Raw genomic sequence first — 24544 nt, forward strand, 5'->3', positions numbered from 1 at the left:
CTTGGATGGCTCACCCATCCAAGGCAGTATCTTCTATTTGCCGCTCTTAGTCCGGTTGTCTTTCTTGCAAAGCAACTGGCAGTTGTCGATATTCGTTTTTCCGCCGCTGTGCCATGGGAGGATATGGTCGGCCTCCATTTCCTCTATTGAGAACTGCTTTTTGCAGATGGGGCACTTGCCTTGCTGTTCCGCATACTTCTTCTGCCTGGTTTTTTCATCGAAAGATCGTAGGCTTAACGTCCTTTCTTGACCGGTCAGGAGATACTCGTAAATTCCCTTCTTGTTATCAACTTCATCATCCTCGATTAGAGCGGAAATCCGTTCTTCGAGATCCTGGGCATTAAATGTCTCGTCTTTATGGGCATTATAGAAATATCCCCAGGGAAGTCCCTTCATGAGGCGGGCACGTGCGCTTTCCTGATTAGGGAAAATGCGTTTAACCCATGCGAATACAGACTGCCAGTATTGCCATAAATCTTGAGCATCTTTGCTGTGCTGATAGGTGCTCATGTAAGTTTCGATGTCGCCTTGTGAGCGCCAGTCTAGTGCGGTCTCGAGTATTTCTTGTCGAATAGGCGAGCCGTTTACGAGCTTTTCTCGGCCTTCTTGGACGGCTGGCGCCCCACTCTTCGAGAACCAGCGTTTAGCATCCGTAAGCCATGGTCCAGAATATATGGCGTTCCGAAGTTCTTGTTGCGTTAGCTTCTCTCCGGCGATATTGATTGTTTTGAACCAATCCAGCTTATCGCTATCTGATCCTTCACATATATATATGGAGAGATCGTAATCCAAAATGTTTTTCTTCTTATCGGAGGTTAGGTTTCCGAAGGACATGGGGTTGCCGTCGACTACAACGGAAAAATCGCCGTGAACATATTGGCAGATACTTATAGTCCGCTGCTGTCCATCCATTAGCTCGTAGCCATCGTCAGAAACCGCCCAATACATCGTGTTGAGCGGGAAGCCTCGCATCACCGTCTTAATGACTTCGTTGCGCTGCTTCTCCTTATAGATGAATTCGCGCTGGTAAGCGGGGCGGATGTTTAGCTTCCCGTCATACCCACGCACACCAAGTTCAGCATTGTCCTTATACCCTTTAGTGAGTTCGGAGACTGGAATGTTCGTAAGCTTTATCTTCATTAGGTCCTTCTTTTGATTACAAGCCGATCATACATTCTTCGGAACTTCCCTTTGGCTTCGGGAAGATAAAACCGAGGGCCGCCTGGTGAATATGATCCTTTTTCGGCGAGTTGCGACATTGGAGTGCCAAGCGTGCGGCTGGATCCAAGAATCTCAAACTGCGTCGGGTTGTGCTTATCCAAGAAGGTTATGGGAACCCCCATGGGGCCATCATAGTCGCAAGGTATCTCAGCAGTTTTGCTTACATCGATTGCATCGTAGTTGTAATACTTTGGATAATCCTGGGCTGAATATCTCTTATAGAGCGGAATGTCTTCGTGTCGGCTCTCGAAGTCCATGTTAGTGAACCATCGAACTCCTTTTACGCGGATGTACTTCCTCCCGTCTTGATCCACGCGGGTGCCGGCGGCCTCAAGTGGGTAATGATCGGGGACGCGGAACTCTCGGTCCCCGCTATGGATACTCTTGCCAAGCCATAGCTCATCCTTTTGGATGAGATCGAAAATTTCCTTATATGTGATCGCATTCACATTACCAATAATCAAGTATTTTTTCTTGTGTTCAACAAGTTGAGACACAAACTGGCGGAACAATGAGAATGGCGGATTTGTTATTACGACATCCGCCTCTTTCAATAACGCGACGCACTCGCTGCTACGGAAATCTCCGGCTGCGTAGTTTTCGTCTCCGGCCAAGGTATGGGCAACATTTGCTTTGCGCTTTAGAAGATACTCTACATCGGTAATGTCTGTTGCGCCACGATTTCTGTGGTCTGGGACCTCACTGATAATCACCGCGTAGGGATCTTTGCCTTCGGGTTTCAATCCTTCGATGTCCAGCAGTGGAAGCTGCTTGCCCGTGATCGGAGACTTTGAATAGCTTGTCGCGATTAGCTTCTTCAAGCCGAGGATATTGAAGTTCAGTGCAAAATACTTAAAGAAGTTGCTCTCAAACGGGTCGTCGCAGTTGCAGAACACGGTCTTGCCGTGAAGCTGGGGCTTGTAGTTCTTTAACTCTTTTTCGATGTCATCAAGTTGAGTATAGAACTCATCCTGCTTAGCTGACTTCGCTTGACCTAGCGTGTGATTGCTGGCGCCTTTCACGTCAGGTTTCTCTTTAACTATTTTCACTTTCATTGATGTCTCTGATTGTCGATGCAGCGCCGTAATGGCGGATAGCTGAACAAAGCCTGAATGAGGGGTGCGGACTCAAGTATTCTGGTACCAAATTACAGGTGGTTTGAGAAATGGCAAGAGGTCTTGTTGAGCGTCCGTCAGGGACAGAGAGCGCTCACGCATGTATATCGGCGGCTCGAGGAAGAGACCTTGAAGTAGCGTGGGACCGCAGGTAGATTCACGCAGCTCTCTGTCAGGAACCTACGCCAGCTATTCACTTTGCTGGCCCTGCTGTTTGGATTTGCTGTGGGCTCTTCTAGAGCGCGTCTAGGCCGAGGTGGCTTGCGTGGTAAAGAGCGCTTTCCCGCTGCGATCTTGACATGGCATTGCGGTAAGGCAAGAGCGCACTTAGGCATCCTGACGGATGCGTGCGCCAAGGGCTGCGCCCCTGGAACCCCAAGCCTCTTGGAGGCTTGCCAAAAGCAAAAGCTGAGCCATAAAGACTCCTGTCTTCACAGGAGTTTTTATGGCCATCTTCCATACCGCGATCAAGACTTTTAGCCGCAGCCGGGGGCAGTCCGCCGTTGCTGCTGCTGCCTACCGGGGCGGGCTACTGCTCGCGGACTTGCTCACCGGACAGCAGCACGACTACCGCCGCCGCAGCGGTGTCGTCGAAAGCTTCTGCCTCGCCCCGCCAGACGCTCCCGAGTGGGCCTTGGACCCCCGGGAGCTCTGGGCTGTCGCGGAGGCTGCGGAGCGGCGGAAAGACTCGACCGTGGCGAGGGAGTTCGAGATCTCCTTGCCCCATGAGCTTTCCGAAGAACAGCGCGCCCATCTGGCATTCGTGCTCGCCGACGCGTTGGTCGGGCGTTACGGATTCGCTGTCCAAGCCAGCATCCATTGCCCGAGCACGCCGGATGGCCTCAACCACCATGTCCACATCCTGGCGACTACTCGTCGCATTGGGCCTGAGGGCTTTGGCGACAAAACCCGCGAGCTAGATGTCGGGCCGTCTGGAAAAGTAGAGGTTCAGTGGATTCGGGAGATGGTCGCTACGACGACGAACGCCCACCTGGAGGCGGCCGGCTTTACCAGCACCATCGACCACCGCAGTCTGGCTGAACAGGCCAGATCGGCAATGGAGCGTGGGGATGATTTGGCGGCAGCGGCGCTCTCCCGGGAGCCGACCCAACACCTCGGTAAGCGGGCGACCGCTCTGGCTGGGAAAGGCGTGGATACCACTAGGGCGAGGACGAACGACCAGATTTTGGAAGACAATCAGGAGCACTATGACTACTTGGTGCTCAAGGCCGGGTTGGAGGGCAAGCCCGTGCCACCCGCTGGGGAGGAGTCTGGGTCGCGCCGTGGGCGGGTGCTCAACAGCGATACGGCCGGCCTGCCCGCGGGTATGGAAATGAAGGGGGTCTCCGGTGTTCGCCTGCAGCATGTGCTCCTTTCGTCTCACGGACTACCCGACCATGGGGCACCCGTTAGCCTTGCTGAGAGGATTATGGACGCCTTGCGCGACGTTGAGGAGATTTCCAGGGCGAGGGCAGACTTGGCCATGGAAAAGACTCGTGCTGGGTTGGGTTGGGCGCAGCGGCTGCTTTCAGCTCAAGGGGAGAGCGTCGAACTCCGGCAGTGGATCATCATGGCTGTGCTTCAAGTCCGTGCCCTGAAGTGCCTCATCATTAGCCGGGCTCGCAGGCTCTTGAACCTAAAGAGTGCAACCAGGTTGCGGCATATGGCCGAGCAAGAGTGGGAGCGGTTCAATGCCGACTATCCGATGGGTTCAAGCGGTTACTCGCGTCCGGAATGGACCCAGCGCCGAGGGCGGCGGCTTTCGGTGCTTGAGACGCGCACGGCCGAGTTGAAGTTGGCGCAGGAGCGGGCATCGGAGCAAGAGATTGGCTTGATCGACGCGGACATCGCCAAGAAGGCTGATGCCCTTGAGGCAATTCCTTCTCCGCCACAGCGCCAAGCTCTGAAGCCAGCGGCTCATCAGCCCTTGTCCCCCGATGCGCCCGCTCCTCGTCCGCCGGCTCCCCGTGGGCCGACCTTCCACTGATCCCATAAAAGACAAGCCCCGCGAAAGCGGGGCTATTGCTCAACGGGGCCCTGGTCCCACGGGCGTTGTCCGATTTGGGAGTGGCTTCACTGGCGGAAGGCCGCGAGATGCACGCCAAGCATCGGGGGATGGGAAGGTTTGCGGCACTTGGTTGCGGTCGACGGTTGCGGCTCGGGATGCGCCGCTACTTGGAGGCGAGTGGGTAAGTGACTGAGCTGCTTGGCCTTGTGGGCTCGCGGCGAAGCGGCGCAACAGTATTTTCGCTATATCCAGCGCATGCTGGACATCCACCTCTCGCTCAGCGGCGTCGCGAGTGTTGTTTTGAGGCACCAGAACTTGAAGAAGTTGGCTGGCGATACGAAGTTCGACGTTTGCGGGCATTGGTCAGTCATGTAGTGAAAGGTCTTCACATCGAACCACTCAGTCGGGATTGCGCAAGCGCGCGATGACGCAGTGCGTCACAGTTTTTCTATCTGGATTTTTCGCCTTAGGCGTCAGACGCTGCTGCGATTGAAGCCTGAGCCGCAGGGCTCTGTTCCGGTGCGAGCTTGACCAGCCAGTGGCCTCCCGGCGCTTGCGAAGCAACGAGCAGGTCATACGTCTTGACCATGTTAAGCAGGCCGGAGTGCCCATAAGCGTTTGGCGAGAACGACGGATCTGTTCGCTTTAAATAGTTGCCAAGCGCGCTGACGATGACCCTCCCATCTGTGCTGCCGTCGGCGAGAAGGGCCACTGCATCGACCAAGAAACGGGGGCGTCGCTTGGGCAATGGCTTGGGGGTTTCGGTCTTTCCTTGCGCCTGTCCTTTCAAGCCCGAGGCCTGCTCTTCCGCTTCGGGTTTCTGCTCCGAAGGCTTCCACTCGAAGAACTGGTCGCAGGCATTGCGCAATGCCTCAGGCGTTTTTTCCTCCCCCACGATGCAGACCGTCGCTCCTCGCTCCCGGAGCTTTCGGCACAGGTAAGCGAAATCCGAGTCGCTCGTGACCAAGCAAAACGTGTCAGCCCGCTGATCGAACATTGCTTCTAAGGCGTCCAAAGCCAGTGCCATGTCAGCGGTGTTTTTCCCTGCCGCGTATTGATATTGGAGGCATGGGGTGAATGCTTGTCGGACCAAGGTCTCCTGCCAGCGCTTGGCCAGCGTGGCGTGGTTTCCGTAGCCGCGGCGGACGACAACCCGCCCGAACTGAGCGGCCATGAGGAGGGCATGGTCCACGATTTCGGGTGGAACGTTGTCGCAATCGAGAAGGACAGCGACCCGTGTGTCGATCGGATGGATGCTCACGCATTGCTCCTTGCTTTGCGGCGGTTGGTTGGAAGGCTGCCCTCAGGCAACAGGTTCGGATCAACCAGGGGGCGCAAGGCGGAAAGGTCGAGCCCATAGGTCAGGGTCCGAAGGCCGGGTGAATGAGCCCCCAGCCCTTCCAACTTCTCTTTGGCCGTGAAATCGCGGCTGTAGGTGGCGTGGTGCTCATCGTCCAGCTCGTGACCTACGATCTGAGCCCGCAGCTCGGAAACCACTCCCAAGCCCTGGAGCTCTTGAATCAGGGTTTTCCGAAGGGAGTGGAAGCCCCGCTTCGCAGTGGGCCAGTTCTTGCCCACCTCGGCCAAGTAACGGCTGAAGGCCTTCGACACCCAGTTGCCCTGGCCGTTCTTGGCCTCGGCCTTGGCTCCAGGGAATAAGCGAGTATGGCCCTCGGCCCGCATGCTCTCGACCCACTCGAGGAAGCCCAGCGCCGCCAAGTCGGGGTGGACGGGCACGGTGCGGACGCTTACGTCGGTTTTCACCCGCTGATGTTCGCCTTCGTCGGTGATATGGATGCAAGGCACTCCGCTTTCTTCCGAGATGTTGCTGACCATCAACTGCCCGACTTCGGAGGCCCGGGCCCCCGTGTAGAGCCCCAACAGGGCCGCCCAGCGAGCGGGCAGGGGCAGGGCCTCGAAGGCCGCCGGCGCAAACAGGGCCTGGACTTGATGGGTGTCATAAGCCTTGAAGCCGAACTTGCGCCGGGCCCGCTTCTCCCGCGTTGAGTAGCTCACATGCCCGGAGGCCGGGTTGTCGCCCTTCGGGTAATGGCCCGAGGCGATCGCCCACTCGAAAAATCCTCCTCTCCCGCCCACATAGCTTTGCTTGTTGGTCAGGGTGGGGGTGGATGCCCCTTCGTCCCTCATGTGCTGATACCACCGGGCCAGGTCGGACCGAGTGAGCGTATGGAGTTTGGCCTTCTCGCCCAGGAAGCGAGTCAGCAGCTCTACCGCCGTTCGTTTGATGGTCCAAGTCTTGGGCAGGGTGCTGCCCTTGATGCTCGCCAGCCACGCCTCCTTGGCCTTGCCCAAGGTGATGGTCTCAATGGCGGGCTTGGTCACCCGGCGCGCCTCCGGCATTGGCGGGACGCCCTGACGAATCAGCTCCCCAAGTTCGCTGGGCCGTGAGGCAGACAGCTCCATGATCTGCTGATAAAGCTTCACGTCCTCCGGAGTGTCGATCTGCCAGTGCTCGGTGACGACACCGTCGGCGGTGCGCGTTCGGTTCAACGTCAGCTGCTGGAGGCTGTCGGAGCTGGTGAGGCGCGCAAGAAGCGTCTCGATGTCCTCGTCCTGGGTTCCCATGCGTCGTTCCCTCAACACGCTGAAGGCCTGAGCATAACGTGCGGCCAGTGTCAGGGCGCGCAGTTGGGCCACGGACAGCTCGAAGGTGCGCAGCGTGCGCTTCAGGATGCGTTTGCCGACGAGGGCCTGAAGGTCCGTAGGAACCCGTTGCCGGAATGACCAAAGCCCAGAGCGGGCTCGAACCAGATGATGGGGGATGCGCATAGGGGCGATGTGTCCCGGATTGCGTCTTTCCCAGCAGTCCATCCAGAAAAGCAAAAACCCCTGCGTAAACAGGGGTTTGCGAGAACTGGCGGAGAGAGGGGGATTCGAACCCCCGAAGCGCGGTTTAGACGCTTACACACTTTCCAGGCGTGCTCCTTCAACCACTCGGACACCTCTCCGGATCCCTGCCATCGGCAAACGCCTCAGCAGGGGCGCAGATTCTAGCGGGCGGCGCGGCCGGACACAAGCGCCCAGATCAGGGACGCATCCGGGGGCATTGTTGGCGAAGGGGCTGGACAGGCATGGCACAATGGAACTTCCGATGGAAAACGGTGGCCTGATGTCCTATCTCGTCCTTGCCCGCAAGTGGCGTCCGAAGCGTTTTGCCGAGCTGGTGGGCCAGGAGCATGTGGTCCGTGCGCTCAGCAATGCGCTGGACAGCGGCCGGGTCCACCACGCGTTCCTGTTCACCGGTACCCGTGGCGTGGGCAAGACCACCATCGCGCGCATCTTCGCCAAGTCGCTCAACTGCGAGCAGGGCACCAGTGCCGACCCGTGCGGCCAGTGCGCCGCCTGCCTGGACATCGACGCCGGTCGCTACATCGACCTGCTGGAAATCGACGCCGCGTCCAACACCGGCGTGGACGACGTGCGCGAGGTGATCGAGAACGCGCAGTACATGCCTTCGCGCGGCAAGTACAAGGTCTACCTGATCGACGAAGTGCACATGCTGTCCAAGGCGGCGTTCAACGCACTGCTGAAGACGCTGGAAGAGCCGCCGGAGCACGTGAAGTTCCTGCTGGCCACCACCGATCCGCAGAAGCTGCCGGTCACCGTGCTCAGCCGCTGCCTGCAGTTCAATCTCAAGCGCCTGGACGAAGACCAGATCCAGGGCCAGATGACCCGCATCCTGGCGGCGGAAGAGATCGAGGCCGACGGCAGCGCCATCGTGCAGTTGGCCAAGGCCGCTGACGGCAGCCTGCGTGACGGCCTGTCACTGCTGGACCAGGCGATCGCCTATGCCGGCGGCGCGCTGCGCGAGGATGTGGTGCGCACCATGCTGGGCACTGTGGATCGCACCCAGGTGGCAGCGATGCTCGATGCGCTGGCCGAGGGCGATGGCCCGCGCCTGCTGCAGGTGGTGGCCGCGTTGGCCGAATTCTCGCCGGACTGGAGTGGCGTGCTGGAAGCGCTGGCCGAAGGCCTGCATCGCATCCAGGTGCAGCAGCTGGTGCCGGGCGCCGCCGTGGCGGAAGGCCTGGATGTGGCGGCATTCGCCGAGCGCCTGCGCCCGGAAGTGGTGCAGCTCTGGTACCAGATGGCCTTGAATGGCCGTCGCGACCTGCCACTGGCACCGAGCCCGCGCGCGGGCTTTGAAATGGCGGTGCTGCGCATGCTGGCGTTCCGTCCGGCCGCAGCGGTACCGCCGGTGCCGAAGGCCGTCGACGGTGCGGTGGGAGGCACGCCGGGTGGCAACGCTGCCGGTGGTGGCGCCCATGCCGGAAGCCATGAAGCGACGCCGGCTGCTGCCGTCGCTTCGGCCAGCCCGGCCGTGGCGGCGCAGGTGGCCGCTCCGGCGGCTGCACCGCGCGAACCTGAACCCGAACCCGAGCCGGCCCCGCAACCGGAGCCGGATCCGACGCCTGAACCCGAGCCGGTTCCGGTGGAAGAGCCCGTGTCACCGCCGCCGGTGAAGGCCGAGGCGCTGGCGCCTGCCATCGCTGCAGAGGCAAGCGATGACCTGCCGCCGTGGGCCACCGACGAAGCCGAGGCGCGGGATGGGGCTCTGGCGGCCGAGATGGCCGGCCCGGATGCCGCCATGGTCGCGCCCTGGCATGAACCGCCGGCTCCCGCCGCGGATCTAGGCGAGCCTGCGCCGCCGGAGCGTTCGTTCCGCGCCGAAGGTATTGCCATTGCGCCGGCCGAATCGGCTCCGGCGCGTGAGGCCGCACCGCAGGAAGGTGTCAGCGAGCTGGCCACTGCCGAAGACTGGCTGGACCTGGTCGCCAACAGCGGTCTCAGCGGCCCCTCGCGGCAGCTGGCTGCCAACGCCGCCTTCATCAGCTGCCAGCACGGGACCTTGAAACTGGGCCTTTCGCCCGGATTTGAGTACCTGCGCTCGGAGCGCGCGCTGGCTGCCCTGGGCGAGATGCTGGAGAAGGCCCTTGGCCAGGCGCCGAAGATCGTGGTCGAGACCGTGGAAACCGAACACGTTCCGGCCGAGACCCTGCATCAGCGTGCCGACCGCCAGCGTGGCGAGCGGCAGCGGGTGGCAGAGGCCGTTTTCATGGACGACCCGGAAGTGCAGGTGCTGATCCAACAGCACGGTGCCCGGGTTGTTTCCGATTCCATCCGTTCTTTTGACGAGTAAGACACTATGCGCGGCAATATCGCCCAACTGATGCAGCAGGCCCAGAAGATGCAGGAAAACCTGCAGAAGGCCCAGGAAGAAATCGCCAGGATCGAAGTGACCGGCAGTGCCGGCGGCGGCATGGTCAGCGTGACCCTGACCGGCGCCAAGGAATGCCGCAAGGTGCGCATCGACCCGTCGCTGACCAGCGACCCGGAGATGCTGGAAGACCTGATCGCCGCCGCCTTCAATGATGCCTCGAACAAGATCGATGCCGAGTCGAAGTCGAAGATGGGTTCGGCCACCGCCGGCATGCAGCTGCCGCCGGGCATGAAGCTGCCGTTCTGATTGCCAGCGTGGCATCCGTGCAAGCGGGTGCCACAGAATCTGTAGCCGTCGAGCTCGCTCGGCGCCATCAAAGCATGCCGCCGTGTCCGCACCCCTGCTTGAACAACTGATCGACGCACTGCGGGTGCTGCCTGGCGTAGGCCAGAAGACGGCGCAGCGCATGGCCTACCACCTGCTCGAGCGCGAGCGCGAAGGCGGCCAGCGCCTGGCCGAAACGCTGGCCTTGGCGGTGGAGCGTATCGGCCACTGCGCGCAGTGCCGCGACTTCAGCGAAACCGAGCTGTGCCCGACCTGTGCCAACAGCAGCCGCGAGCGCAGCCAGCTGTGCGTGGTCGAATCGCCGGCCGATCGTCTCGCGATCGAGAACGCGACGGGTTTTCGCGGTGTCTACTTCGTGCTGCAGGGCCGGCTGTCGCCGCTCGATGGCGTCGGCCCGCGCGAGCTGGGCCTGGAGCAGCTGGAGCAGCGGCTGGCCGAAGGTGAGGTACAGGAGCTGATCATCGCCACCAGTGCCACCGTCGAAGGCGAAGCCACCGCGCATTACCTTGCGCAGCTGGCGCGCGCGCGCAAGGTGCAGCCCAGCCGGCTGGCACAGGGCCTGCCGCTTGGCGGCGAGCTTGAATACGTTGACCGCGGCACGCTGTCGCACGCGTTCGGGACGCGCAGCGAATTCCGCGATTGAGTACCACCCGGGCATCACCCGGCGCGGCCGGCCTACAATGCGGAAGACACTCCCGCCGAGGCCGACCATGAGCAACGAAACCCTCTTCAGCAAGATCATCCGTCGCGAGATCCCGGCCACCATCGTCTATGAGGATGACGAGGTGCTGGGCTTCAAGGACATCGCACCGCAGGCGCCGGTGCACGTACTGTTCATTCCGAAGAACGAGATCATCCCGACCCTGGACGACCTGCAGCCGTCGCAGGCGCACCTGGTCGGCAAGCTGGCCCTGGCCGCTGCCGAATACGCGCGCCGCGAGGGTTTCGCGCAGGACGGCTACCGCATTGTGATGAACTGCCGCGAACATGCCGGGCAGACCGTGTTCCACATCCACATGCACCTGCTGGCCGGCGCGCCGCTGGGGCATTTCGGTACGCCGGGGCGCTGAAGCCCTGTCCACGCATGCGTGGATGAAAAAGGCCGCCCGAAGGCGGCCTTTTCCGATCATGCGGGCTGGGGGGCGATCACCACCAGCCCCAACGGCCGTAGCCACCCCAGTACGGGCCCCACGGACCCGGACCCCACGGACCATAGGGGTAGGGCACCACATCGACCTGGCGCTGTTCCGGCCACAGGTAGATCACATCGGCCGACAGCTTCGGCAGGCGGTAGTCGTAGTCCCCGATGCGGGTGTTCTGGTAGCCGTCGATCTTGCCGATGAAGGTCACGTCACGCCCGGCTTCAAACACGGCCGGGTCGTAGAAACCGGCGCGGCAGGCAATGAAGCGGCCGTCGCTGGCGTCGGACGAGGTGGTGTTCGGGCGGCCACTGGCGTTGAGCGGGCGCGAGATCATCTGGAAGCAGGTCTCGCCCTGGCCGGGCTTGGTCTCGATGATGCGGCCGCCCCATCGGACCGGCGTGCCGACCTGCTGGGTGGCGACCGAGTCGCGCGGGGAAACCAGGCTGAACTGTCCCTGCAGCGGCTTGGGGGCCGTGGCGCAGGCCGACAGGGCCAGCGTGGCCACAGCGGTGAGGAGGAACTTGGTGTTCATGGGGAGGCTCCGGAAGTCGGGCGATGCCTGCGCAGGTCCCGCAATAATGAAGCGAGGTCGGTGCAAGTTCCAGCGTAGCGCGCGTCGGCGAAACGCTGGCTGAGCGCGAGCAGGGTCGGGTCGGGTCGCTGCCGGTGAACCCGCTGTGCCCAGTCCTGTGCGGTTTCGTGCGGTTCGCGGGCCAGGCCAAGGCGCGCATACCGCCGCCCGAGCCGGTGCCAGGCGCGCAGCAGCGGGTCGCGCTCGCGCTCGCCGCGGGCCAGCAGCCAGGCCATCCACGCCAGTGCCAGCAGGGCGGCGACCACGAATCCGGTCACCAGCTGCGCCGGCCCGAGGTCATCCAGCCCGAACGGCTTGAGCAGTTGCTGCTGGCGGCGTGCATCGAAGGACAGCACCAGGTCGTTCCAGCCGCGGCGCAGCCAGTCACCCATCTGCCCCAGCTGCAGCCAGCGCTGTTGCAGTGGGGTATCGGTGCCGGCCTGCAGGCGGTCGTCCAGGGTGTCCAGGATGCGTTCGGGTGCCACGGCGGCAGTCGGGTCGACCCGCACCCAGCCGCGTTGCGGCAGCCAGACTTCGGCCCAGGCGTGGGCATCCATGCGACGCACCACCCAGTAGTCGCCGATGCGGTTGCGGGTACCGCCTGCGAAGCCGGTCACCACCCGGGCCGGAATGCCGGCATTGCGCATCAGCACTACGAAGGCCGAACTGAAGTGCTGGCAGAAGCCGGCCCTGTAGTTGAACAGGAAATCGTCGACCGGATCGCGCCCCGCCACCGGTGTATCCAGCGTGTAGGAGAAGTCGCGGGTGATCCATTGCAGCGCACGGCGGACGATGGCCTCGTCATCGCTGCCGGCCTCCTGCCGCCATTGCCGCGCGAGCTGGGCGGTGCGCGGATTGAAGCCCGGCGGAAGCTGCAGCGCCGCGCGGCGCAGGTAGGGCGACAGATCGGTGTCGAACCGTTGCGGCGGCGCCGAATGCAACCGCCAGCGGCTGAGCGCGGACAGCGTGCGGTCGCTGCGCAGGCTCATGTCGGCATCGAAGCTGCTGCCCTCCGGTGCGCGGCTGGGCAGGTCCAGTGCCACCAGCAGGCGACGGTCGGTGGGCTCGTAGTCGATCTGGTAGTCCCAACCCTGTGCGGCGGTTTCGACTACCGGTGCGGGGCGCCCGGCCGTCGCGCGATCGCGGCTCCAGCGGTGGCCGTCGAACGACGTCAGCACCGGGCCGCGCCAATAGCGCTGCGCAGGCTCGGGCACCGCGCCGAAAAACTGCACGCGCAACGCCGGGGTGTCGTCGGCCATCAGGTCCAGCCACTGGTCCGGCGCCATGCTGTCAGCCAGGCCCGGTGTGCCCACCGCTCGCTCGGGTACGCCCCACAGCGGCGTGGACAAGCGCGGGAACAGCCAGAAGCAGGCCAGCGCGAGTGGCAGGCCGATCCCCAGCAGGCGGCCGACGCCACGCAGTTGTCCGCGCAGCGGCAGGCGAGGGCTGTGGCCCTCGTCCAGGGCCAGGCGTTGCAGGGCCAGCAGTGCGGCAACTGCGGCCAGCGCTGCCAGCCCGGTGGTCAGCGGCCCCTGGTCGAGCAGGAAGGCCGCGAACGGCGAGAACAACGCGAAGCCCAGCAGGCTGCGCGCATCGCGCAGGTTGCGCAGCTCGCTGGACTTGATCGCCAGCATCGCTGCCAGCAATGCGCAGCCGGTATCGCGGCCCGGCCGCACCATGCCCATCTGCCAGACGATGGCGGCAAGCATGGCCAGCACCAGCAACAGGCGGACCGGCATCGGCAGCAGCCGCCGCCATGAAAGCGCAGCGGTCAGCACGGCGGCGATCGCGATCACGCTGGCCAGCACCGGCGGCAGCTGCAGCAGCAGTGGCAGCAGCGCCAGCGCTGCGCTGGCCAGGGTCCAGCTGCGGGCGTTGCGGTCGAGCAGGACGGCAGGCTCAGTCATGGGGCATCAATGCCAGTGCGCGCAGGCACAGGTGGTGGTGGCTGGCACCCTGGCCGGGCCCCAACGGCGGATGGGCCGGAAGCAGCAGCGTATAGCGACGGCCTTCGCGTTCGGCCATGTCGACCCAGCGTGCCAGGCGTGCGATGCGCGCTTCATGGCCCAGCGCTGCCAGCGTGCGCCAATCCAGCAGCACTTCGATGCCGATCGGCTTCTCGTACTCGCGTACCAGCAGGCTGTCGCGGCGCGCCGAGTGTTTCCAGGCAATGCTGCGCGGAGCATCGCCGGCACGATAGGGGCGCAGCTGATGCAGCTCTTCGCCCGTGGCGTGGGCGCGGGTGTGCAGGGGATCGCTGCCACTTTCAGGGAGGGGCGGTGCCTGGGCCTCGGCCAGCGGGTAGACCAGCAGCGGTTGCTCCGGCCACACCCACGACCATGCCCGCACCAGTCCCAGCGGCTGCGTGCTCGACAGGCGGATGCGGGGCAGTTCCAGCCAGCCGCGGCGCTCGCTGGGAACATCCAGCTCCACTTCGCCGCGACCGTGTGCAGGCAGTGCGACCCAGGCCTCGCTTGCGCCCAGCTGCAGGTGCAGCCCGTGGCGCGCGCGCGGGTCGCGCAACGAAAGGTCCACGCGCAGGCGCAGGGGATGCCCGGCCGGTACTGGTTCGGCGGAGATTGCATCGATCTGTATGCCGGACAGTTGCAGGTGCGCGGCGATGGCGCTGGCGATCGCTGCCGCGGCCAGCAGCAGCGCCAGCAGCAGGGCCGGGTTGTTGTTGTAGTTCAATGCGCCCAGCAGCATCGCCGACAGCAGGGTGGCGACGAACAGGCCGAAGCGTGTCGGTAGCACGTAGATGCGATGACGGTCCAGTCGCTGCGGCAGGGCTTCGGGCCTGCGGGGGCGTGCCAGCAGCTGCATGCGTGCCCAGCGTGTGGCCACCTTCAGTCCACCGCGACGGTCTGCAGGATCGCCCGCGCCAGCGCCGGCCCGGAGCTGGATTCGGCTTCGGCCACCAGGCGATGGCCGGCCACCGCCACGAACAGGGTCTGCACGTCTTCGGGCATCACATGCCCGCGGCCGAGCAGCAGCGCATGTGCCCTGGCGGCACGCAGCAGGGCCAGTCCCGCGCGCGGTGACAGGCCTACGCGCACGCCGGCATGGTGTCGGCTGCGGGTCAGCAGCGCCTGCACATAGTCGATCAGCGCGTCGCTGGCATGCACCTGGCCAACCGCTTCACGCAATGCACGCACCTGGGTGTCGTCCAGCTTTGGCACCGCGCGTGCGATCAGGTCGCGGCGATCACTGCCGCGCAGCAGCTCGCGCTCGGCCTGCGCGCTGGGGTAGCCCATCGCCAGCCGCAGCAGGAAACGATCCAGCTGCGAATCCGGCAACGGGAAGGTGCCGGACAGGTCGACCGGGTTCTGCGTGGCGATGACGAAGAACGGATCGGGCAGTGGATGTGTCTGTCCATCCAGTGTGACCTGTTGCTCGGCCATCGCTTCCAGCAGCGCACTCTGTGTCCGCGGCGGTGCACGGTTGATCTCATCGGCCAGCAGCACGTGGGTGAACACCGGGCCGGGATGGAACTGGAACTGGCGGCTGCCGGCCTCGTACACCGAAACGCCAAGTACGTCCGCCGGCAACAGGTCGGAGGTGAACTGCACGCGCTGGAAGCTGAGACCGAGGCTGCTGGCCAATGCGTGCGCCAACGTGGTCTTGCCCAGCCCGGGCAGATCCTCGATGAGCGGGTGGCCGCCAGAAAGCAGGGCGACAAAGGCCAGCCTGACTTCCGGCACCTTGCCCAGCACCAGTGCGTTCACCTGATCCTGTGCCTCCCGCAGGGCCTGGCGCAGTTGATCGGTTAGCATGCTGGGATTGGGGGACGAGGCTGGCATGATCGTCTCAGGTCTGGAATCCATTCGATTATCCATAGAGCAATGCAAGGCGAACAGCGCGCGCGGGCGATTTTTCTCTGGTTGTGGACGCTGATCACAGCGGCCAAGCTGGTGGTGGCCGCGCGCCTGCCGCTGTTCGTCGATGAGGCGTTCTATTGGCAGGAAGGCCAGCACCTGGCCGCTGCCTATTCCGACCTGCCGGGGCTGACCGCCTGGCTTGCACGCCTGGGCGTGGAGATCGGTGGCCATCACGTACTCGCATTGCGCCTGCCGTTCCTGGCCATCGGCGCGCTGCTGCCGATGCTGGTGGTGCGCATCGCCACGCGCTGGTTTGGCAACGTGGCCGGGTGGCAGGCGGGCAGCCTGACCCTGCTGATGCCGTTGTCGGCCACGCTGGGCCTGCTGGCCGTGCCGGACGTACCGATGGCGCTGGCGGCGGTGATCTGCCTGCACGCCGGCGCGCGCCTGCTGCACAGCGTGGATGCGTCCTCGGCGATGAAGCTGGCGCTGGGCCTGCTGATCGGTGCGCTCAGCCACTACCGTTTCATTGGTGTCATCGGTGTCGGCTTCATTGCGCTGCTGGCGTTGCCGCAGGGCCGTCGCATGCTGGCCGATCCGCGCGTATGGGTGGCGCTGGCGGTGGGCGTGCTGGCCTGGCTGCCGTTGCTGGCGTGGAATGCCGACAACCACGATGCCGGCCTGAAGTTCCAGGTGGTCGAGCGCCACCCGTGGGCGTTCGAGTGGGAGGGGCTGTGGTTCCTGGTGATCCAGCCGATGCTGGTGACGCCGATCCTGTGCATCGCGATGTGGAAGGTCGCCCTGGCGGGTACCCGCAGTGGCGGTGGGGCGCGGGTGCAGTGGCGCTATTTCGGCCTGGTGGGCGGGGTGTCGACGCTGGGCATCTTCCTGCTGGGCTTCTTCACCGATGTCGAGCGGATCAGTTTCCACTGGCCCTTGCCAGGCTACCTGGCGTTGCTGGTGGCCGTGCCGGTGGTCCTCAACGGTTGGCCGCGCTGGTTGCGCCGTACCGGCTGGTGGCTGGCTGCTGCAGGTACCGTGCTGGCGTTCGGCTACTACCTGATGGCGTCCACGCCGGCACTGCGCGAGCAGATGGCCGGCAGCAAGTACTACCCGCGCAACTTTGCCGGCTGGCAGCCACTGGCCGTGGCGGTGCGTGACGAACTGCGGCAGATGCCACCGGGTACGCGTGTCCTGGCGGGCAACTTCAAGGTCGGTGCCGAACTGGGCTTCCAGCTGGGCAATGGCGATATCGAGGTGCTGCCACATCCGCTCAACGACAAGCATGGGCGCACCGCACAGCTGGCGCAGTGGGACCTGCTGCACGAAGGCCCGCGCAGTGTGCCGATGCTGCTGGTGCTGTCACCCAGTGACCAGCGCTACCGCGATCTGCTGGCGCGCTATCACACCCTCTGCGAGCAGGTGGGGCCGCTGCCTGCGCCGCGGGTGGTCAGCAGCGATCATGGCTTCCAGCGGTTCCTGCTGTTCCGGCTGCCGGCCAAGCGTGCACAGGGGCCTTGCATAACACCCGCGATGGCCTGGCTGGATGCGCCGTCCAACGGTGAGAAGGTCTCCGGAACGCTCGCCATCAAGGGCTGGGCATTCAAGGATGGGGTCGGGCTGGCGCGGGTTGAAGTGCTGGTTGATGGCCGCTCGATCGGTGACGCGCGTTACGGGCGCGTGTTTGACGTTCGCCCCGCCTGGCCGGACAGTACCGATCCGCAGCATCCGGCGGTGGGCTTCGACGCGTCGCTGGACACCACCACGCTGGCGCCGGGCCGGCACTGGCTCGGCCTGCGCCTGCACGGGCGCGATGGCAGCGTGGAGGCGTGGCAGGAGCAACCGTTCGAGGTTCGTTGAGGTCCTCTGGTCCTGTGGAGCCGAGCCGATGCTCGGCTGCTTCCGAGTCAGATGGCAGGCAGCCTCGAAAAAAGCAGCCGAGCATGGGCTCGGCTCTACCGTTCACGGCACCGCAAATCCGGCCCTGCGCAGCAGGCCGCACAGCGCGATCAGTGGCAGGCCGACCAGCGCGGTCGGGTCGCGGTTGTCGATCGCCTCGAACAGGCTGATGCCCAGGCCCTCGCACTTGAAGCTGCCGGCGCAGTCCAGGGGTTGCTCGGTGGCGACGTAGCGGGCGATCTCCTGCGAATCCAGCGCGCGGAAGCGTACTTCGGTCAGATCCAGGGCGGCGAGGGATTCTCCATCCCGCCTGAGACTGATTGCCGTGTGAAAGCGTACCGTCTGCCCGGACATCGCCACCAGCTGCGCACAGGCCGCCTCGACCGTGCCCGGCTTGCCCAGCGGCTGGCCGTTCAGGTCGGCGACCTGGTCCGAGCCGATCACCCAGGCACCCGGATGGCGCGTGGCGACATCGGCCGCCTTGGCGGCGGCCAGGCGCGTGGCCAGGGCCATCGGGCCCTCGCCGTTCAACGGTGTTTCATCCACCTCCGGGCGTGCGCAGTCGAAGGGCAGGCCCAGCCGTTGCAGCAGTTCGCGACGGTAGCGGGAGGTGGAGGCCAGGACCAGTGACATGCGAGAATACCGAGGCAGGGCGCGGCAGTCTGGCCCGCCGGCAACGCCAGCAGCAAGTCCTGTATGGCGGGCATTTGACAGCGGGCGGTGCGATCCTTAGTATTCAGCGGCTTATGTCCGCGAACGTGCCCGAAACGCTGGATGCCTGGCGGATGGTTGTAGCGCGAAGGCGCTTCGACGGTCAGGTCTCCCTGGCTGAATTGACCCGCCTGCAGGGGTTGGTCGCAGATACCGACGGCGAGTGTGTCTACTCGCTTGAATTCGGTCGCGACGACGTCTTGCGGGTATCCTATGTGGAACTGACCATCGACACCGCGTTGCCGCTGACCTGTCAGCGCAGCATGCAGCGATTCCTGTTGCCGGTGAAGGTGACCCAGAGGCTTGGTCTGATCCGCGACGAGGACGAGGAATCGTCCCTGCCGGAGGAATACGAGGCGTTGCTGGTGCCGGAAGACGGCCAGCTGCGTCCGCTGGACCTGGTCGAGGACGAGCTGGTGCTGGCGGTGCCTGTGGTGCCGCTGTCGCCCGACGGTGAAGCAGTCGACAAGGACTGGGCACCGAGCGAAGAAGAAACAAAGAAGGCCAACCCGTTTGCGGCGTTGGCGGCATTGAAGAAACAATAGCAGCCGGTTGTCGTCGGCGGCTGCGGCGAAAGCGAAAAGTGTGCTGGGCGCTGGCGTCCTGTGCGACGAAACGACGAAGCAAAACGAACCGAGTTTGGAGCAATCCCATGGCTGTCCAGAAATCCCGTGTTACCCCGTCCCGCCGCGGCCAGCGCCGTTCGCATGACGCCCTGAGCGCCAAGCAGCTGTCGACCGACCCGACCACCGGCGAAGTGCACCTGCGTCACCACATCACTGCTGACGGTTTCTACCGCGGCAAGAAGGTCATCCAGACCAAGACCTCGGCCGTCGAAGAAGATTGATGTGCCGGGAAGGCCGCTGCCTCCGGGCAGCGGCCTTTGCCTTCTTTCCCGGGCGTGCCGGTGATCGGCGGCCCGCGCAAAAGGAAACATGATGAGCAAGCGGATCTATTCGAGGATCGCGGGCACCGGTAGCTATTTGCCGGAGAAAGTCCTGACCAACGCCGACCTGGAAAAAATGGTCGAAACCTCGGATGAGTGGATCCAGTCGCGCACCGGAATTCGTGAACGGCACATCGCGGCCGAAGGCGAGACCACCAGCGACCTTGGCTACAACGCCGCCCTGCGCGCGCTTGAAGCCGCAGGCATCGATGCCTCGCAGCTCGACATGATCGTGGTCGGCACGACCACGCCTGACCTTATTTTCCCGTCCACCGCGTGCCTGATCCAGGCCAAGCTCGGTGTGGCCGGGTGCCCCGCCTTCGACGTCAACGCAGCCTGTTCCGGATTCGTGTTCGCGCTGGGCGTGGCCGACAAATTCATCCGCTCCGGCGACTGCAAGCACGTGCTGGTGATCGGCACCGAAACGTTGACCCGCATGGTCGACTGGAACGATCGCACCACCTGCGTGCTGTTCGGTGATGGCGCCGGCGCCGTCGTGCTCAAGGCCGACGAAGAGACCGGCATCCTCAGCACCCACCTGCATGCCGATGGCAGCAAGAAGGAACTGCTGTGGAACCCGGTCGGCGTTTCGACCGGCTTCAAGGATGGCGCCAATGGTGGCGGCACCATCAACATGAAGGGCAACGACGTGTTCAAGTACGCCGTCAAGGCGCTGGACTCGGTCGTGGACGAGACCCTGGCCGCCAACGGCCTGGACAAGTCCGACCTGGATTGGCTGATCCCGCACCAGGCCAACCTGCGCATCATCGAAGCCACCGCCAAGCGCCTGGACATGTCGATGGACCAGGTCGTGGTGACCGTCGACAAGCACGGCAACACCTCGTCCGGTTCGGTGCCGCTGGCGCTGGACGCCGCCGTGCGTTCGGGCAGGGTCGAGCGCGGCCAGCTGCTGCTGCTGGAAGCCTTTGGTGGCGGCTTCACCTGGGGTTCGGCCCTGCTGCGCTATTGATAGTGCAAGTTACGACAATGTGAAGTCTTGTCGTTACGGCCCTTCGGGGCCGTAACGCGTTTAAGGAGGACCTGTCATGGTTGAGCCCATCGTCATCGAAGGGCAACGTGCCTGGCTGAAGCAGTACGGCAAGGGAAGCCGGGCGCTGGCCCTGGGCCTGCTCAATTTTGTTGCCCGTCGTTTCCATCTCGACGCCCTTCGTCCTCCTCCGCACCGTGGCGGCGACGCCGCGCGCGAAACCGAGGCCCGCCGCCTTGCAGAGCTGCAGGCCCAAGGCGTGAACGTGCCGAACGTGCTGGGCACCGGCCATGCCGCGCTGGTAATCGGCGACAACGGCAGCTCGTTCAATACCTGCCTGCGCGAAGCCGACGAAGCAGGTCGTGATCGGCTGGTGATGGCGGCGATGCAGGCCATTGCCCAAGCGCATGCGCGCGGCGCCTATTTTGGCCAGCCGCTGCCGCGCAATCTCACCTGGGATGGGCAGCAGGTCGGCTTCATCGATTTCGAGGAAGATCCGCTGGAAGTGATGGACCTGTCCGAAGCGCAGGCCCGCGACTGGCTGATGTTCGGTTATGGCGTGGCCAAGTACTACGCTGATCGCCCCGAACATCTGCAGGCGATGATGGCCGAGGCGATGGGCGAGGCCCAGGCGCCGGTGCGCGAGCACGTGCATGCGGTCAGTGGCCGCCTGCGCAGCCTGGCCAGGGTCTGCATGAAGCTGGGCCGCTCAGCGCGCGCGCTGGCCCATTCGATCTTCATCACCCACGGTGCCAGCACTGCTGGCGTGCTGATGCTGGTGGGCCTGTGCGTGGATTTCCTCGCCGACGGCGATCTGGACGTGCTGCAGCTGTTCTGCTGATCGTTGGCCGGGGTCAGATCCCATTTCCCGTGGAAAAGGGATCTGACCCTGTCATTGCTCCATACGCCTGCATACGCGCACGTACAGACGACACAGCGGATTCCCCCTTATCATGGCCCGCTTCGATTGCAACAAGCGGATGACCGCGTGACCGTATCCACCCTCGCTTTTGTCTTCCCCGGCCAGGGCTCGCAGTCTGTGGGCATGGTGGCCGAGCTGGCCGAACTGCATCCGCAGGTGCGTGAAGCCTTCACCGAGGCATCCGATGGTGCCGGCGTCGACCTGTGGGCGCTGTCCCAGGGCGGCCCGGAGGAAATGCTCAACCGTACCGAATACACCCAGCCGGCCCTGCTGGCCGCGAGTATCGGCGTGTGGCGTGCCTGGAACGCCGTGGGCGGTCCGCGCCCGTCGGTGCTGTCCGGCCACAGCCTGGGCGAGTACACCGCCCTGGTTGCCGCCGGCGCGCTGAGCCTGCATGACGGTGCGCACCTGGTGCGCCTGCGTGGCCAGCTGATGCAGGAAGCGGCGCCGGCCGGTGTCGGCGCCATGGCCGCCGTGCTCGGTGCCGAAGACCAGCTGGTGCTGGATGTCTGCGCCGAAGCCGCAGGCAGCCAGGTAGTGGTGCCGGCCAACTTCAATTCGCCGGGCCAGATCGTGATCGGTGGCGACGCCGACGCGGTCGACCGTGCGCTGGCGCTGCTGGCCGAGAAGGGCGTGCGCAAGGCGGTCAAGCTGGCCGTCAGCGTGCCCTCGCACACCCCGTTGATGCGCGAAGCGGCCAACCGCCTGGCCGAAGTGATGGCCGGCCTGTCCTGGCAGGCGCCGCAGCTGCCGGTGATGCAGAACGTCGATGCCCAGGTGCACGACGGCGTGGACGCCATCCGCACTGCGCTGGTCCAGCAGCTGTATCAGCCGGTGCAGTGGACCGGTTGCGTGCAGGCGTTGGCCGCCCGCGGCATCACCCAGATCGCCGAGTGCGGCCCAGGCAAGGTGCTGACCGGCCTGGTCAAGCGCATCGACAAGGCCATCGACGGCCGTCCGCTGGCCACGCCGGGCGACTTCGAAGGCGCCCGCGAGGCATGGTCGGCCTGACCTTCCCTGTTCCTGCCGACCGTACCGGTGGCCGCTGCAAGCGGCACGGTGCGGCGGCCGCTCCCGTCTGAGGAAAACATCATGAGCAAGCCCCTGCAGGGTGAAATCGCACTGGTCACCGGTGCCAGCCGTGGCATTGGCGCCGCCATCGCCGATCTGCTGGCCGCCCAGGGCGCCACCGTCATCGGCACCGCCACCACCGAATCCGGCGCCGCCGCGATCGGTGAGCGCTTGGCCGCCCACGGCGGTCACGGCCGCGCGCTGAACGTCACCGACGCCGCCGCGCTGGACAGCGTGCTCGATGGCATCGCCAAGGAATTCGGCCCGATCTCGATCCTGGTCAACAATGCCGGCATCACCCGCGACAACCTGCTGATGCGCATGAAGGACGAGGACTGGGCGTCGATCATCGACACCAACCTGACCAGCGTGTTCCGTACCAGCAAGGCGGTGATGCGCGGCATGATGAAGGCGCGCAAGGGCCGCATCATCAACATCGCATCGGTGGTGGGCGTGACCGGCAATGCCGGGCAGGCCAACTACGCGGCCGCCAAGGCCGGCATCATCGGCTTCAGCAAGTCGCTGGCCAAGGAAATCGGCTCGCGCGGCGTCACCGTCAATGTTGTCGCACCCGGCTTCATCGACACCGACATGACCAAGGCGTTGCCGGAAGAAGCGCGTACCGCGCTGATCAACGACATCGCCCTCGAACGCCTGGGTTCGCCGGAGGACATCGCCCATGCGGTGGCGTTCCTGGCCAGCCCGGCTGCCGGTTACATCACCGGCGAAACCCTCCATGTGAACGGCGGCATGTACATGCCGTAAGCAAGGGGCGCAGGGATTGCGCCGCAAGTGGTTGATCTGCGGAGGTTTTTGCTGCAATGCAAGGCCGCGCCGGTTTCCACTACACTATCCCACGGCCATCGCCCTTGATGGCGACCACTTTTGAACCACAACTCCATCTGGAGCGAGATCCCATGAGCACCATCGAAGAACGCGTCAAGAAAATCGTCGTCGAACAGCTTGGCGTCAAGGAAGATGAAGTCACCAACAGCGCATCGTTCGTCGATGACCTGGGCGCTGACTCGCTGGACACCGTCGAGCTGGTGATGGCCCTGGAAGAAGAATTCGAGTGCGAGATCCCGGACGAAGAAGCCGAGAAGATCAGCACCGTGCAGGCCGCCATCGACTACATCACGGCCCACGTCAAGGCCTGATGTCAGACGGCAGTGCGCGCGGGTCTCCGCTCGCCGCGCACCGCACCCCATGGGGCCGCAGTTGCGGCCCCGTGTGTTTGAGCATCACACCGAAGCAAACCGTGTTACCCGATTGAACCTTCGGGTCAGGAGAATCAGCAATGAAGCGTCGCGTCGTCGTAACCGGCCTGGGTATCGTCTCGCCGTTGGGCAATGATCTGGCCAGCAGCTGGGAAGGCATCACCCAGGGTCGTTCGGGCATCGGTCCGCTGACCAACGTTTCTGATGCCTACCTGGACCGGTTCACCACCAAGATTGCAGGTGAGGTCAAGGGCTTTGACATCACCGCCGACAACGAACTGTTCGGCAAGTACCGGGTCAGCGGCAAGGATGCCAAGAAGATGGACCCGTTCATCCATTATGGCCTCGGTGCCTCGTTCATGGCCCTGCACGACTCGGGCCTGGAGATCACCGACGCCAATGCCGAGCGCATCGGCGCCATTGTCGGCGCCGGCATTGGCGGCCTGCTCGGTATCGAAGAGCAGACCATCGAGTTCCATGAGGGCAAGAAGATCTCGCCCTTCTACGTGCCCAAGACCATCATCAACATGCTGCCGGGCCAGCTGAGCATCATCGCCGGCCTGAAGGGGCCGTCGTTCTCGGCGGTGTCGGCGTGCGCGACCTCGAACCATTCGATCGGCACCGCGATGCGTATGATCCAGTACGGCGACGCCGACGTGATGGTGGTGGGTGGTGCCGAACGTGGCTCGTCGCCGACCGCCGTGGGTGGCTTCTGCGCGATGAAGGCGATGAGCACCCGCAACGACGCCCCGGAACAGGCCTCGCGCCCGTGGGACAAGGACCGTGACGGCTTCGTGCTGGGCGACGGCGCCGGCATCCTGATCCTGGAAGAGTACGAGCACGCCAAGGCCCGTGGCGCGAAGATCTACTGCGAACTGGCCGGCTTCGGCGCCAGCTCCGACGCGTACCACATGACCGCCCCGAGCGAGAACGGCGAAGGTGCCGCGCGCTGCATGGTCATGGCGATGAAGGACGCCGGCGTGACCCCCGAACAGGTGGGTTACCTCAACGCGCATGGCACGTCCACGCCGCTGGGTGACCTGGGCGAGACCATGGCGATGAAGACCGCTTTCGGCGACCACGCCTACAAGATGATGGTCAGCTCCACCAAGTCGATGACCGGCCACCTGCTGGGCGCGGCCGGCGGCGTGGAAGCGATCTTCTCGGTGATGGCGCTGCAGGACAACGTCATTCCGCCGACCATCAACCTGCAGCAGCCGGGCGAAGGCTGCGACCTGGACTACGTGCCCAACGAAGCACGCCAGGCCAAGGTTGACGTGGTGATGTCCAATGGCTTCGGCTTCGGCGGCACCAACGGCACGCTGATCTTCAAGCGCGTCTGACCAGGTTGTAGCGTCGGGCCATGCTCGACTGAACGTGCATTACGC

23 protein-coding genes and 1 tRNA gene are annotated in these 24544 nt (G+C 64.1%); 14 read left to right on the forward strand and 10 right to left on the reverse strand.

Features of this window, described 5'->3' with window-relative positions; translation table 11 throughout:
* Window positions 1-33: 33 nt before the first annotated feature.
* Together ROV93_RS12850 and ROV93_RS12855 are read right to left on the reverse strand one after the other, a co-directional pair.
* Window positions 34-1140, reverse strand: a complete 1107-nt coding sequence (locus ROV93_RS12850; protein WP_065183775.1) for a DUF262 domain-containing protein — start codon at window positions 1138-1140, stop codon at window positions 34-36.
* Window positions 1140-2276 carry an adenine-specific methyltransferase EcoRI family protein gene (locus ROV93_RS12855; protein WP_312540004.1) on the reverse strand — a complete coding sequence of 379 codons (1137 nt, stop codon included), beginning with the start codon at window positions 2274-2276 and terminating at the stop codon, window positions 1140-1142. The genes ROV93_RS12850 and ROV93_RS12855 overlap by 1 nt, the downstream gene beginning before the upstream one ends.
* A gap of 505 nt (window positions 2277-2781) precedes the next feature.
* Here ROV93_RS12855 and ROV93_RS12860 point away from each other — a divergent pair.
* Window positions 2782-4323 carry a MobA/MobL family protein gene (locus tag ROV93_RS12860; RefSeq protein ID WP_312540007.1) on the forward strand — a complete coding sequence of 514 codons (1542 nt, stop codon included), beginning with the start codon at window positions 2782-2784 and terminating at the stop codon, window positions 4321-4323.
* A gap of 487 nt (window positions 4324-4810) precedes the next feature.
* On the opposite strand, the gene ROV93_RS12865 is transcribed toward ROV93_RS12860, so the two are convergent.
* The 3 genes from ROV93_RS12865 to ROV93_RS12875 form a co-directional block, all read right to left on the reverse strand.
* Window positions 4811-5605 carry an NYN domain-containing protein gene (locus ROV93_RS12865; RefSeq protein WP_065183777.1) on the reverse strand — a complete coding sequence of 265 codons (795 nt, stop codon included), beginning with the start codon at window positions 5603-5605 and terminating at the stop codon, window positions 4811-4813.
* Window positions 5602-7134, reverse strand: coding sequence for a DUF6538 domain-containing protein (locus ROV93_RS12870; protein WP_065183778.1), 1533 nt, complete (start codon window positions 7132-7134; stop codon window positions 5602-5604). Before ROV93_RS12870 ends, ROV93_RS12865 begins: the two co-directional genes overlap by 4 nt.
* 86 nt (window positions 7135-7220) lie before the next feature.
* Window positions 7221-7313: transfer RNA gene (locus ROV93_RS12875), tRNA-Ser, on the reverse strand.
* 161 nt (window positions 7314-7474) lie between these two features.
* Between ROV93_RS12875 and dnaX the strand changes: the two genes are divergently transcribed.
* The 4 genes from dnaX to ROV93_RS12895 all read left to right on the forward strand — a co-directional run bounded on the left by dnaX (window position 7475) and on the right by ROV93_RS12895 (window position 10941).
* Complete coding sequence (gene dnaX / locus ROV93_RS12880; RefSeq protein WP_072168274.1) at window positions 7475-9505, forward strand: DNA polymerase III subunit gamma/tau; 2031 nt, start codon at window positions 7475-7477, stop codon at window positions 9503-9505.
* Between the two features lie 6 nt (window positions 9506-9511).
* Window positions 9512-9832, forward strand: coding sequence for a YbaB/EbfC family nucleoid-associated protein (locus ROV93_RS12885; RefSeq protein WP_019659509.1), 321 nt, complete (start codon window positions 9512-9514; stop codon window positions 9830-9832).
* Window positions 9833-9914: 82 nt separating this feature from the next.
* Window positions 9915-10514: a recombination mediator RecR gene (gene recR / locus ROV93_RS12890; RefSeq protein ID WP_005415496.1), complete on the forward strand. Its 600-nt coding sequence runs from the start codon at window positions 9915-9917 to the stop codon at window positions 10512-10514.
* A 67-nt stretch (window positions 10515-10581) separates the two neighbouring features.
* Complete coding sequence (locus ROV93_RS12895; protein WP_005415497.1) at window positions 10582-10941, forward strand: histidine triad nucleotide-binding protein; 360 nt, start codon at window positions 10582-10584, stop codon at window positions 10939-10941.
* A gap of 76 nt (window positions 10942-11017) precedes the next feature.
* Here the strand turns inward: ROV93_RS12895 and ROV93_RS12900 are convergent, their stop codons facing one another.
* Genes ROV93_RS12900 through ROV93_RS12915 form a run of 4 tightly spaced genes read right to left on the reverse strand, consistent with a single transcriptional unit; the run spans window position 11018 to window position 15384 of the window.
* On the reverse strand, window positions 11018-11545 hold the full coding sequence (locus ROV93_RS12900; protein ID WP_005415498.1) for a Slp family lipoprotein: 528 nt from the start codon (window positions 11543-11545) through the stop codon (window positions 11018-11020).
* Window positions 11542-13491, reverse strand: a complete 1950-nt coding sequence (locus ROV93_RS12905) for a DUF3488 and transglutaminase-like domain-containing protein (RefSeq protein ID WP_072168238.1) — start codon at window positions 13489-13491, stop codon at window positions 11542-11544. The genes ROV93_RS12900 and ROV93_RS12905 overlap by 4 nt, the downstream gene beginning before the upstream one ends.
* Window positions 13484-14407 (reverse strand): DUF58 domain-containing protein, encoded by a 924-nt coding sequence (locus tag ROV93_RS12910; protein ID WP_072168237.1) that lies wholly within the window; start codon window positions 14405-14407, stop codon window positions 13484-13486. Before ROV93_RS12910 ends, ROV93_RS12905 begins: the two co-directional genes overlap by 8 nt.
* Window positions 14408-14430: 23 nt before the next feature.
* Complete coding sequence (locus ROV93_RS12915) at window positions 14431-15384, reverse strand: AAA family ATPase (RefSeq protein WP_312540018.1); 954 nt, start codon at window positions 15382-15384, stop codon at window positions 14431-14433.
* Between the two features lie 42 nt (window positions 15385-15426).
* On the opposite strand from ROV93_RS12915, the gene ROV93_RS12920 reads away from it, so the two are divergent.
* The gene (locus tag ROV93_RS12920) at window positions 15427-17262 is read left to right on the forward strand and encodes a glycosyltransferase family 39 protein (protein WP_072168235.1); all 1836 of its coding nucleotides are present in this window, start codon (window positions 15427-15429) and stop codon (window positions 17260-17262) included.
* 102 nt (window positions 17263-17364) lie between these two features.
* On the opposite strand, the gene ROV93_RS12925 is transcribed toward ROV93_RS12920, so the two are convergent.
* Window positions 17365-17934: a Maf family nucleotide pyrophosphatase gene (locus ROV93_RS12925; RefSeq protein WP_072168234.1), complete on the reverse strand. Its 570-nt coding sequence runs from the start codon at window positions 17932-17934 to the stop codon at window positions 17365-17367.
* A gap of 113 nt (window positions 17935-18047) precedes the next feature.
* On the opposite strand from ROV93_RS12925, the gene ROV93_RS12930 reads away from it, so the two are divergent.
* The 8 genes from ROV93_RS12930 (at window position 18048) to fabF (ending at window position 24499) form a co-directional block, all read left to right on the forward strand.
* Window positions 18048-18557 carry a YceD family protein gene (locus ROV93_RS12930; RefSeq protein WP_049404889.1) on the forward strand — a complete coding sequence of 170 codons (510 nt, stop codon included), beginning with the start codon at window positions 18048-18050 and terminating at the stop codon, window positions 18555-18557.
* 107 nt (window positions 18558-18664) lie between these two features.
* Window positions 18665-18859, forward strand: a complete 195-nt coding sequence (rpmF, locus tag ROV93_RS12935) for a 50S ribosomal protein L32 (RefSeq protein ID WP_005408308.1) — start codon at window positions 18665-18667, stop codon at window positions 18857-18859.
* 91 nt (window positions 18860-18950) lie between these two features.
* A complete protein-coding gene (locus tag ROV93_RS12940; RefSeq protein WP_005415505.1) occupies window positions 18951-19928 on the forward strand; it encodes a beta-ketoacyl-ACP synthase III in 978 nt (325 codons plus the stop codon).
* A gap of 76 nt (window positions 19929-20004) precedes the next feature.
* On the forward strand, window positions 20005-20787 hold the full coding sequence (locus ROV93_RS12945) for a serine/threonine protein phosphatase (RefSeq protein ID WP_072168233.1): 783 nt from the start codon (window positions 20005-20007) through the stop codon (window positions 20785-20787).
* A 147-nt stretch (window positions 20788-20934) separates the two neighbouring features.
* Window positions 20935-21879: an ACP S-malonyltransferase gene (gene fabD / locus ROV93_RS12950; protein ID WP_312540024.1), complete on the forward strand. Its 945-nt coding sequence runs from the start codon at window positions 20935-20937 to the stop codon at window positions 21877-21879.
* Window positions 21880-21960: 81 nt separating this feature from the next.
* Window positions 21961-22704, forward strand: coding sequence for a 3-oxoacyl-ACP reductase FabG (fabG, locus tag ROV93_RS12955; RefSeq protein ID WP_005408312.1), 744 nt, complete (start codon window positions 21961-21963; stop codon window positions 22702-22704).
* Between the two features lie 152 nt (window positions 22705-22856).
* Window positions 22857-23096: an acyl carrier protein gene (gene acpP / locus ROV93_RS12960; protein WP_061480516.1), complete on the forward strand. Its 240-nt coding sequence runs from the start codon at window positions 22857-22859 to the stop codon at window positions 23094-23096.
* A gap of 140 nt (window positions 23097-23236) precedes the next feature.
* Window positions 23237-24499 carry a beta-ketoacyl-ACP synthase II gene (gene fabF, locus ROV93_RS12965; protein WP_061480515.1) on the forward strand — a complete coding sequence of 421 codons (1263 nt, stop codon included), beginning with the start codon at window positions 23237-23239 and terminating at the stop codon, window positions 24497-24499.
* The last annotated feature ends 45 nt before the right edge of the window (window positions 24500-24544 follow it).

Source organism: Stenotrophomonas maltophilia group sp. msm4, from assembly GCF_032025605.1.
Taxonomy (GTDB): Bacteria; Pseudomonadota; Gammaproteobacteria; order Xanthomonadales; family Xanthomonadaceae; genus Stenotrophomonas; species Stenotrophomonas sepilia.

What these genes read in the sequence shown, in the direction of transcription:
- ROV93_RS12945 (WP_072168233.1), top strand. Translation starts at nt 20,005, where the DNA reads ATGGTTGAGCCCATCGTCATCGAAGGGCAACGTGCCTGGCTGAAGCAG.
- ROV93_RS12900 (WP_005415498.1), bottom strand. Translation starts at nt 11,545, where the DNA reads ATGAACACCAAGTTCCTCCTCACCGCTGTGGCCACGCTGGCCCTGTCG.
- ROV93_RS12925 (WP_072168234.1), bottom strand. Translation starts at nt 17,934, where the DNA reads ATGTCACTGGTCCTGGCCTCCACCTCCCGCTACCGTCGCGAACTGCTG.
- fabF (WP_061480515.1), top strand. Translation starts at nt 23,237, where the DNA reads ATGAAGCGTCGCGTCGTCGTAACCGGCCTGGGTATCGTCTCGCCGTTG.
- ROV93_RS12940 (WP_005415505.1), top strand. Translation starts at nt 18,951, where the DNA reads ATGAGCAAGCGGATCTATTCGAGGATCGCGGGCACCGGTAGCTATTTG.
- ROV93_RS12895 (WP_005415497.1), top strand. Translation starts at nt 10,582, where the DNA reads ATGAGCAACGAAACCCTCTTCAGCAAGATCATCCGTCGCGAGATCCCG.
- ROV93_RS12915 (WP_312540018.1), bottom strand. Translation starts at nt 15,384, where the DNA reads ATGCCAGCCTCGTCCCCCAATCCCAGCATGCTAACCGATCAACTGCGC.
- ROV93_RS12860 (WP_312540007.1), top strand. Translation starts at nt 2,782, where the DNA reads ATGGCCATCTTCCATACCGCGATCAAGACTTTTAGCCGCAGCCGGGGG.
- acpP (WP_061480516.1), top strand. Translation starts at nt 22,857, where the DNA reads ATGAGCACCATCGAAGAACGCGTCAAGAAAATCGTCGTCGAACAGCTT.
- ROV93_RS12905 (WP_072168238.1), bottom strand. Translation starts at nt 13,491, where the DNA reads ATGACTGAGCCTGCCGTCCTGCTCGACCGCAACGCCCGCAGCTGGACC.
- ROV93_RS12910 (WP_072168237.1), bottom strand. Translation starts at nt 14,407, where the DNA reads ATGCAGCTGCTGGCACGCCCCCGCAGGCCCGAAGCCCTGCCGCAGCGA.
- ROV93_RS12855 (WP_312540004.1), bottom strand. Translation starts at nt 2,276, where the DNA reads ATGAAAGTGAAAATAGTTAAAGAGAAACCTGACGTGAAAGGCGCCAGC.
- ROV93_RS12850 (WP_065183775.1), bottom strand. Translation starts at nt 1,140, where the DNA reads ATGAAGATAAAGCTTACGAACATTCCAGTCTCCGAACTCACTAAAGGG.
- ROV93_RS12920 (WP_072168235.1), top strand. Translation starts at nt 15,427, where the DNA reads ATGCAAGGCGAACAGCGCGCGCGGGCGATTTTTCTCTGGTTGTGGACG.
- ROV93_RS12870 (WP_065183778.1), bottom strand. Translation starts at nt 7,134, where the DNA reads ATGCGCATCCCCCATCATCTGGTTCGAGCCCGCTCTGGGCTTTGGTCA.
- rpmF (WP_005408308.1), top strand. Translation starts at nt 18,665, where the DNA reads ATGGCTGTCCAGAAATCCCGTGTTACCCCGTCCCGCCGCGGCCAGCGC.
- ROV93_RS12885 (WP_019659509.1), top strand. Translation starts at nt 9,512, where the DNA reads ATGCGCGGCAATATCGCCCAACTGATGCAGCAGGCCCAGAAGATGCAG.
- dnaX (WP_072168274.1), top strand. Translation starts at nt 7,475, where the DNA reads ATGTCCTATCTCGTCCTTGCCCGCAAGTGGCGTCCGAAGCGTTTTGCC.
- ROV93_RS12930 (WP_049404889.1), top strand. Translation starts at nt 18,048, where the DNA reads ATGTCCGCGAACGTGCCCGAAACGCTGGATGCCTGGCGGATGGTTGTA.
- fabG (WP_005408312.1), top strand. Translation starts at nt 21,961, where the DNA reads ATGAGCAAGCCCCTGCAGGGTGAAATCGCACTGGTCACCGGTGCCAGC.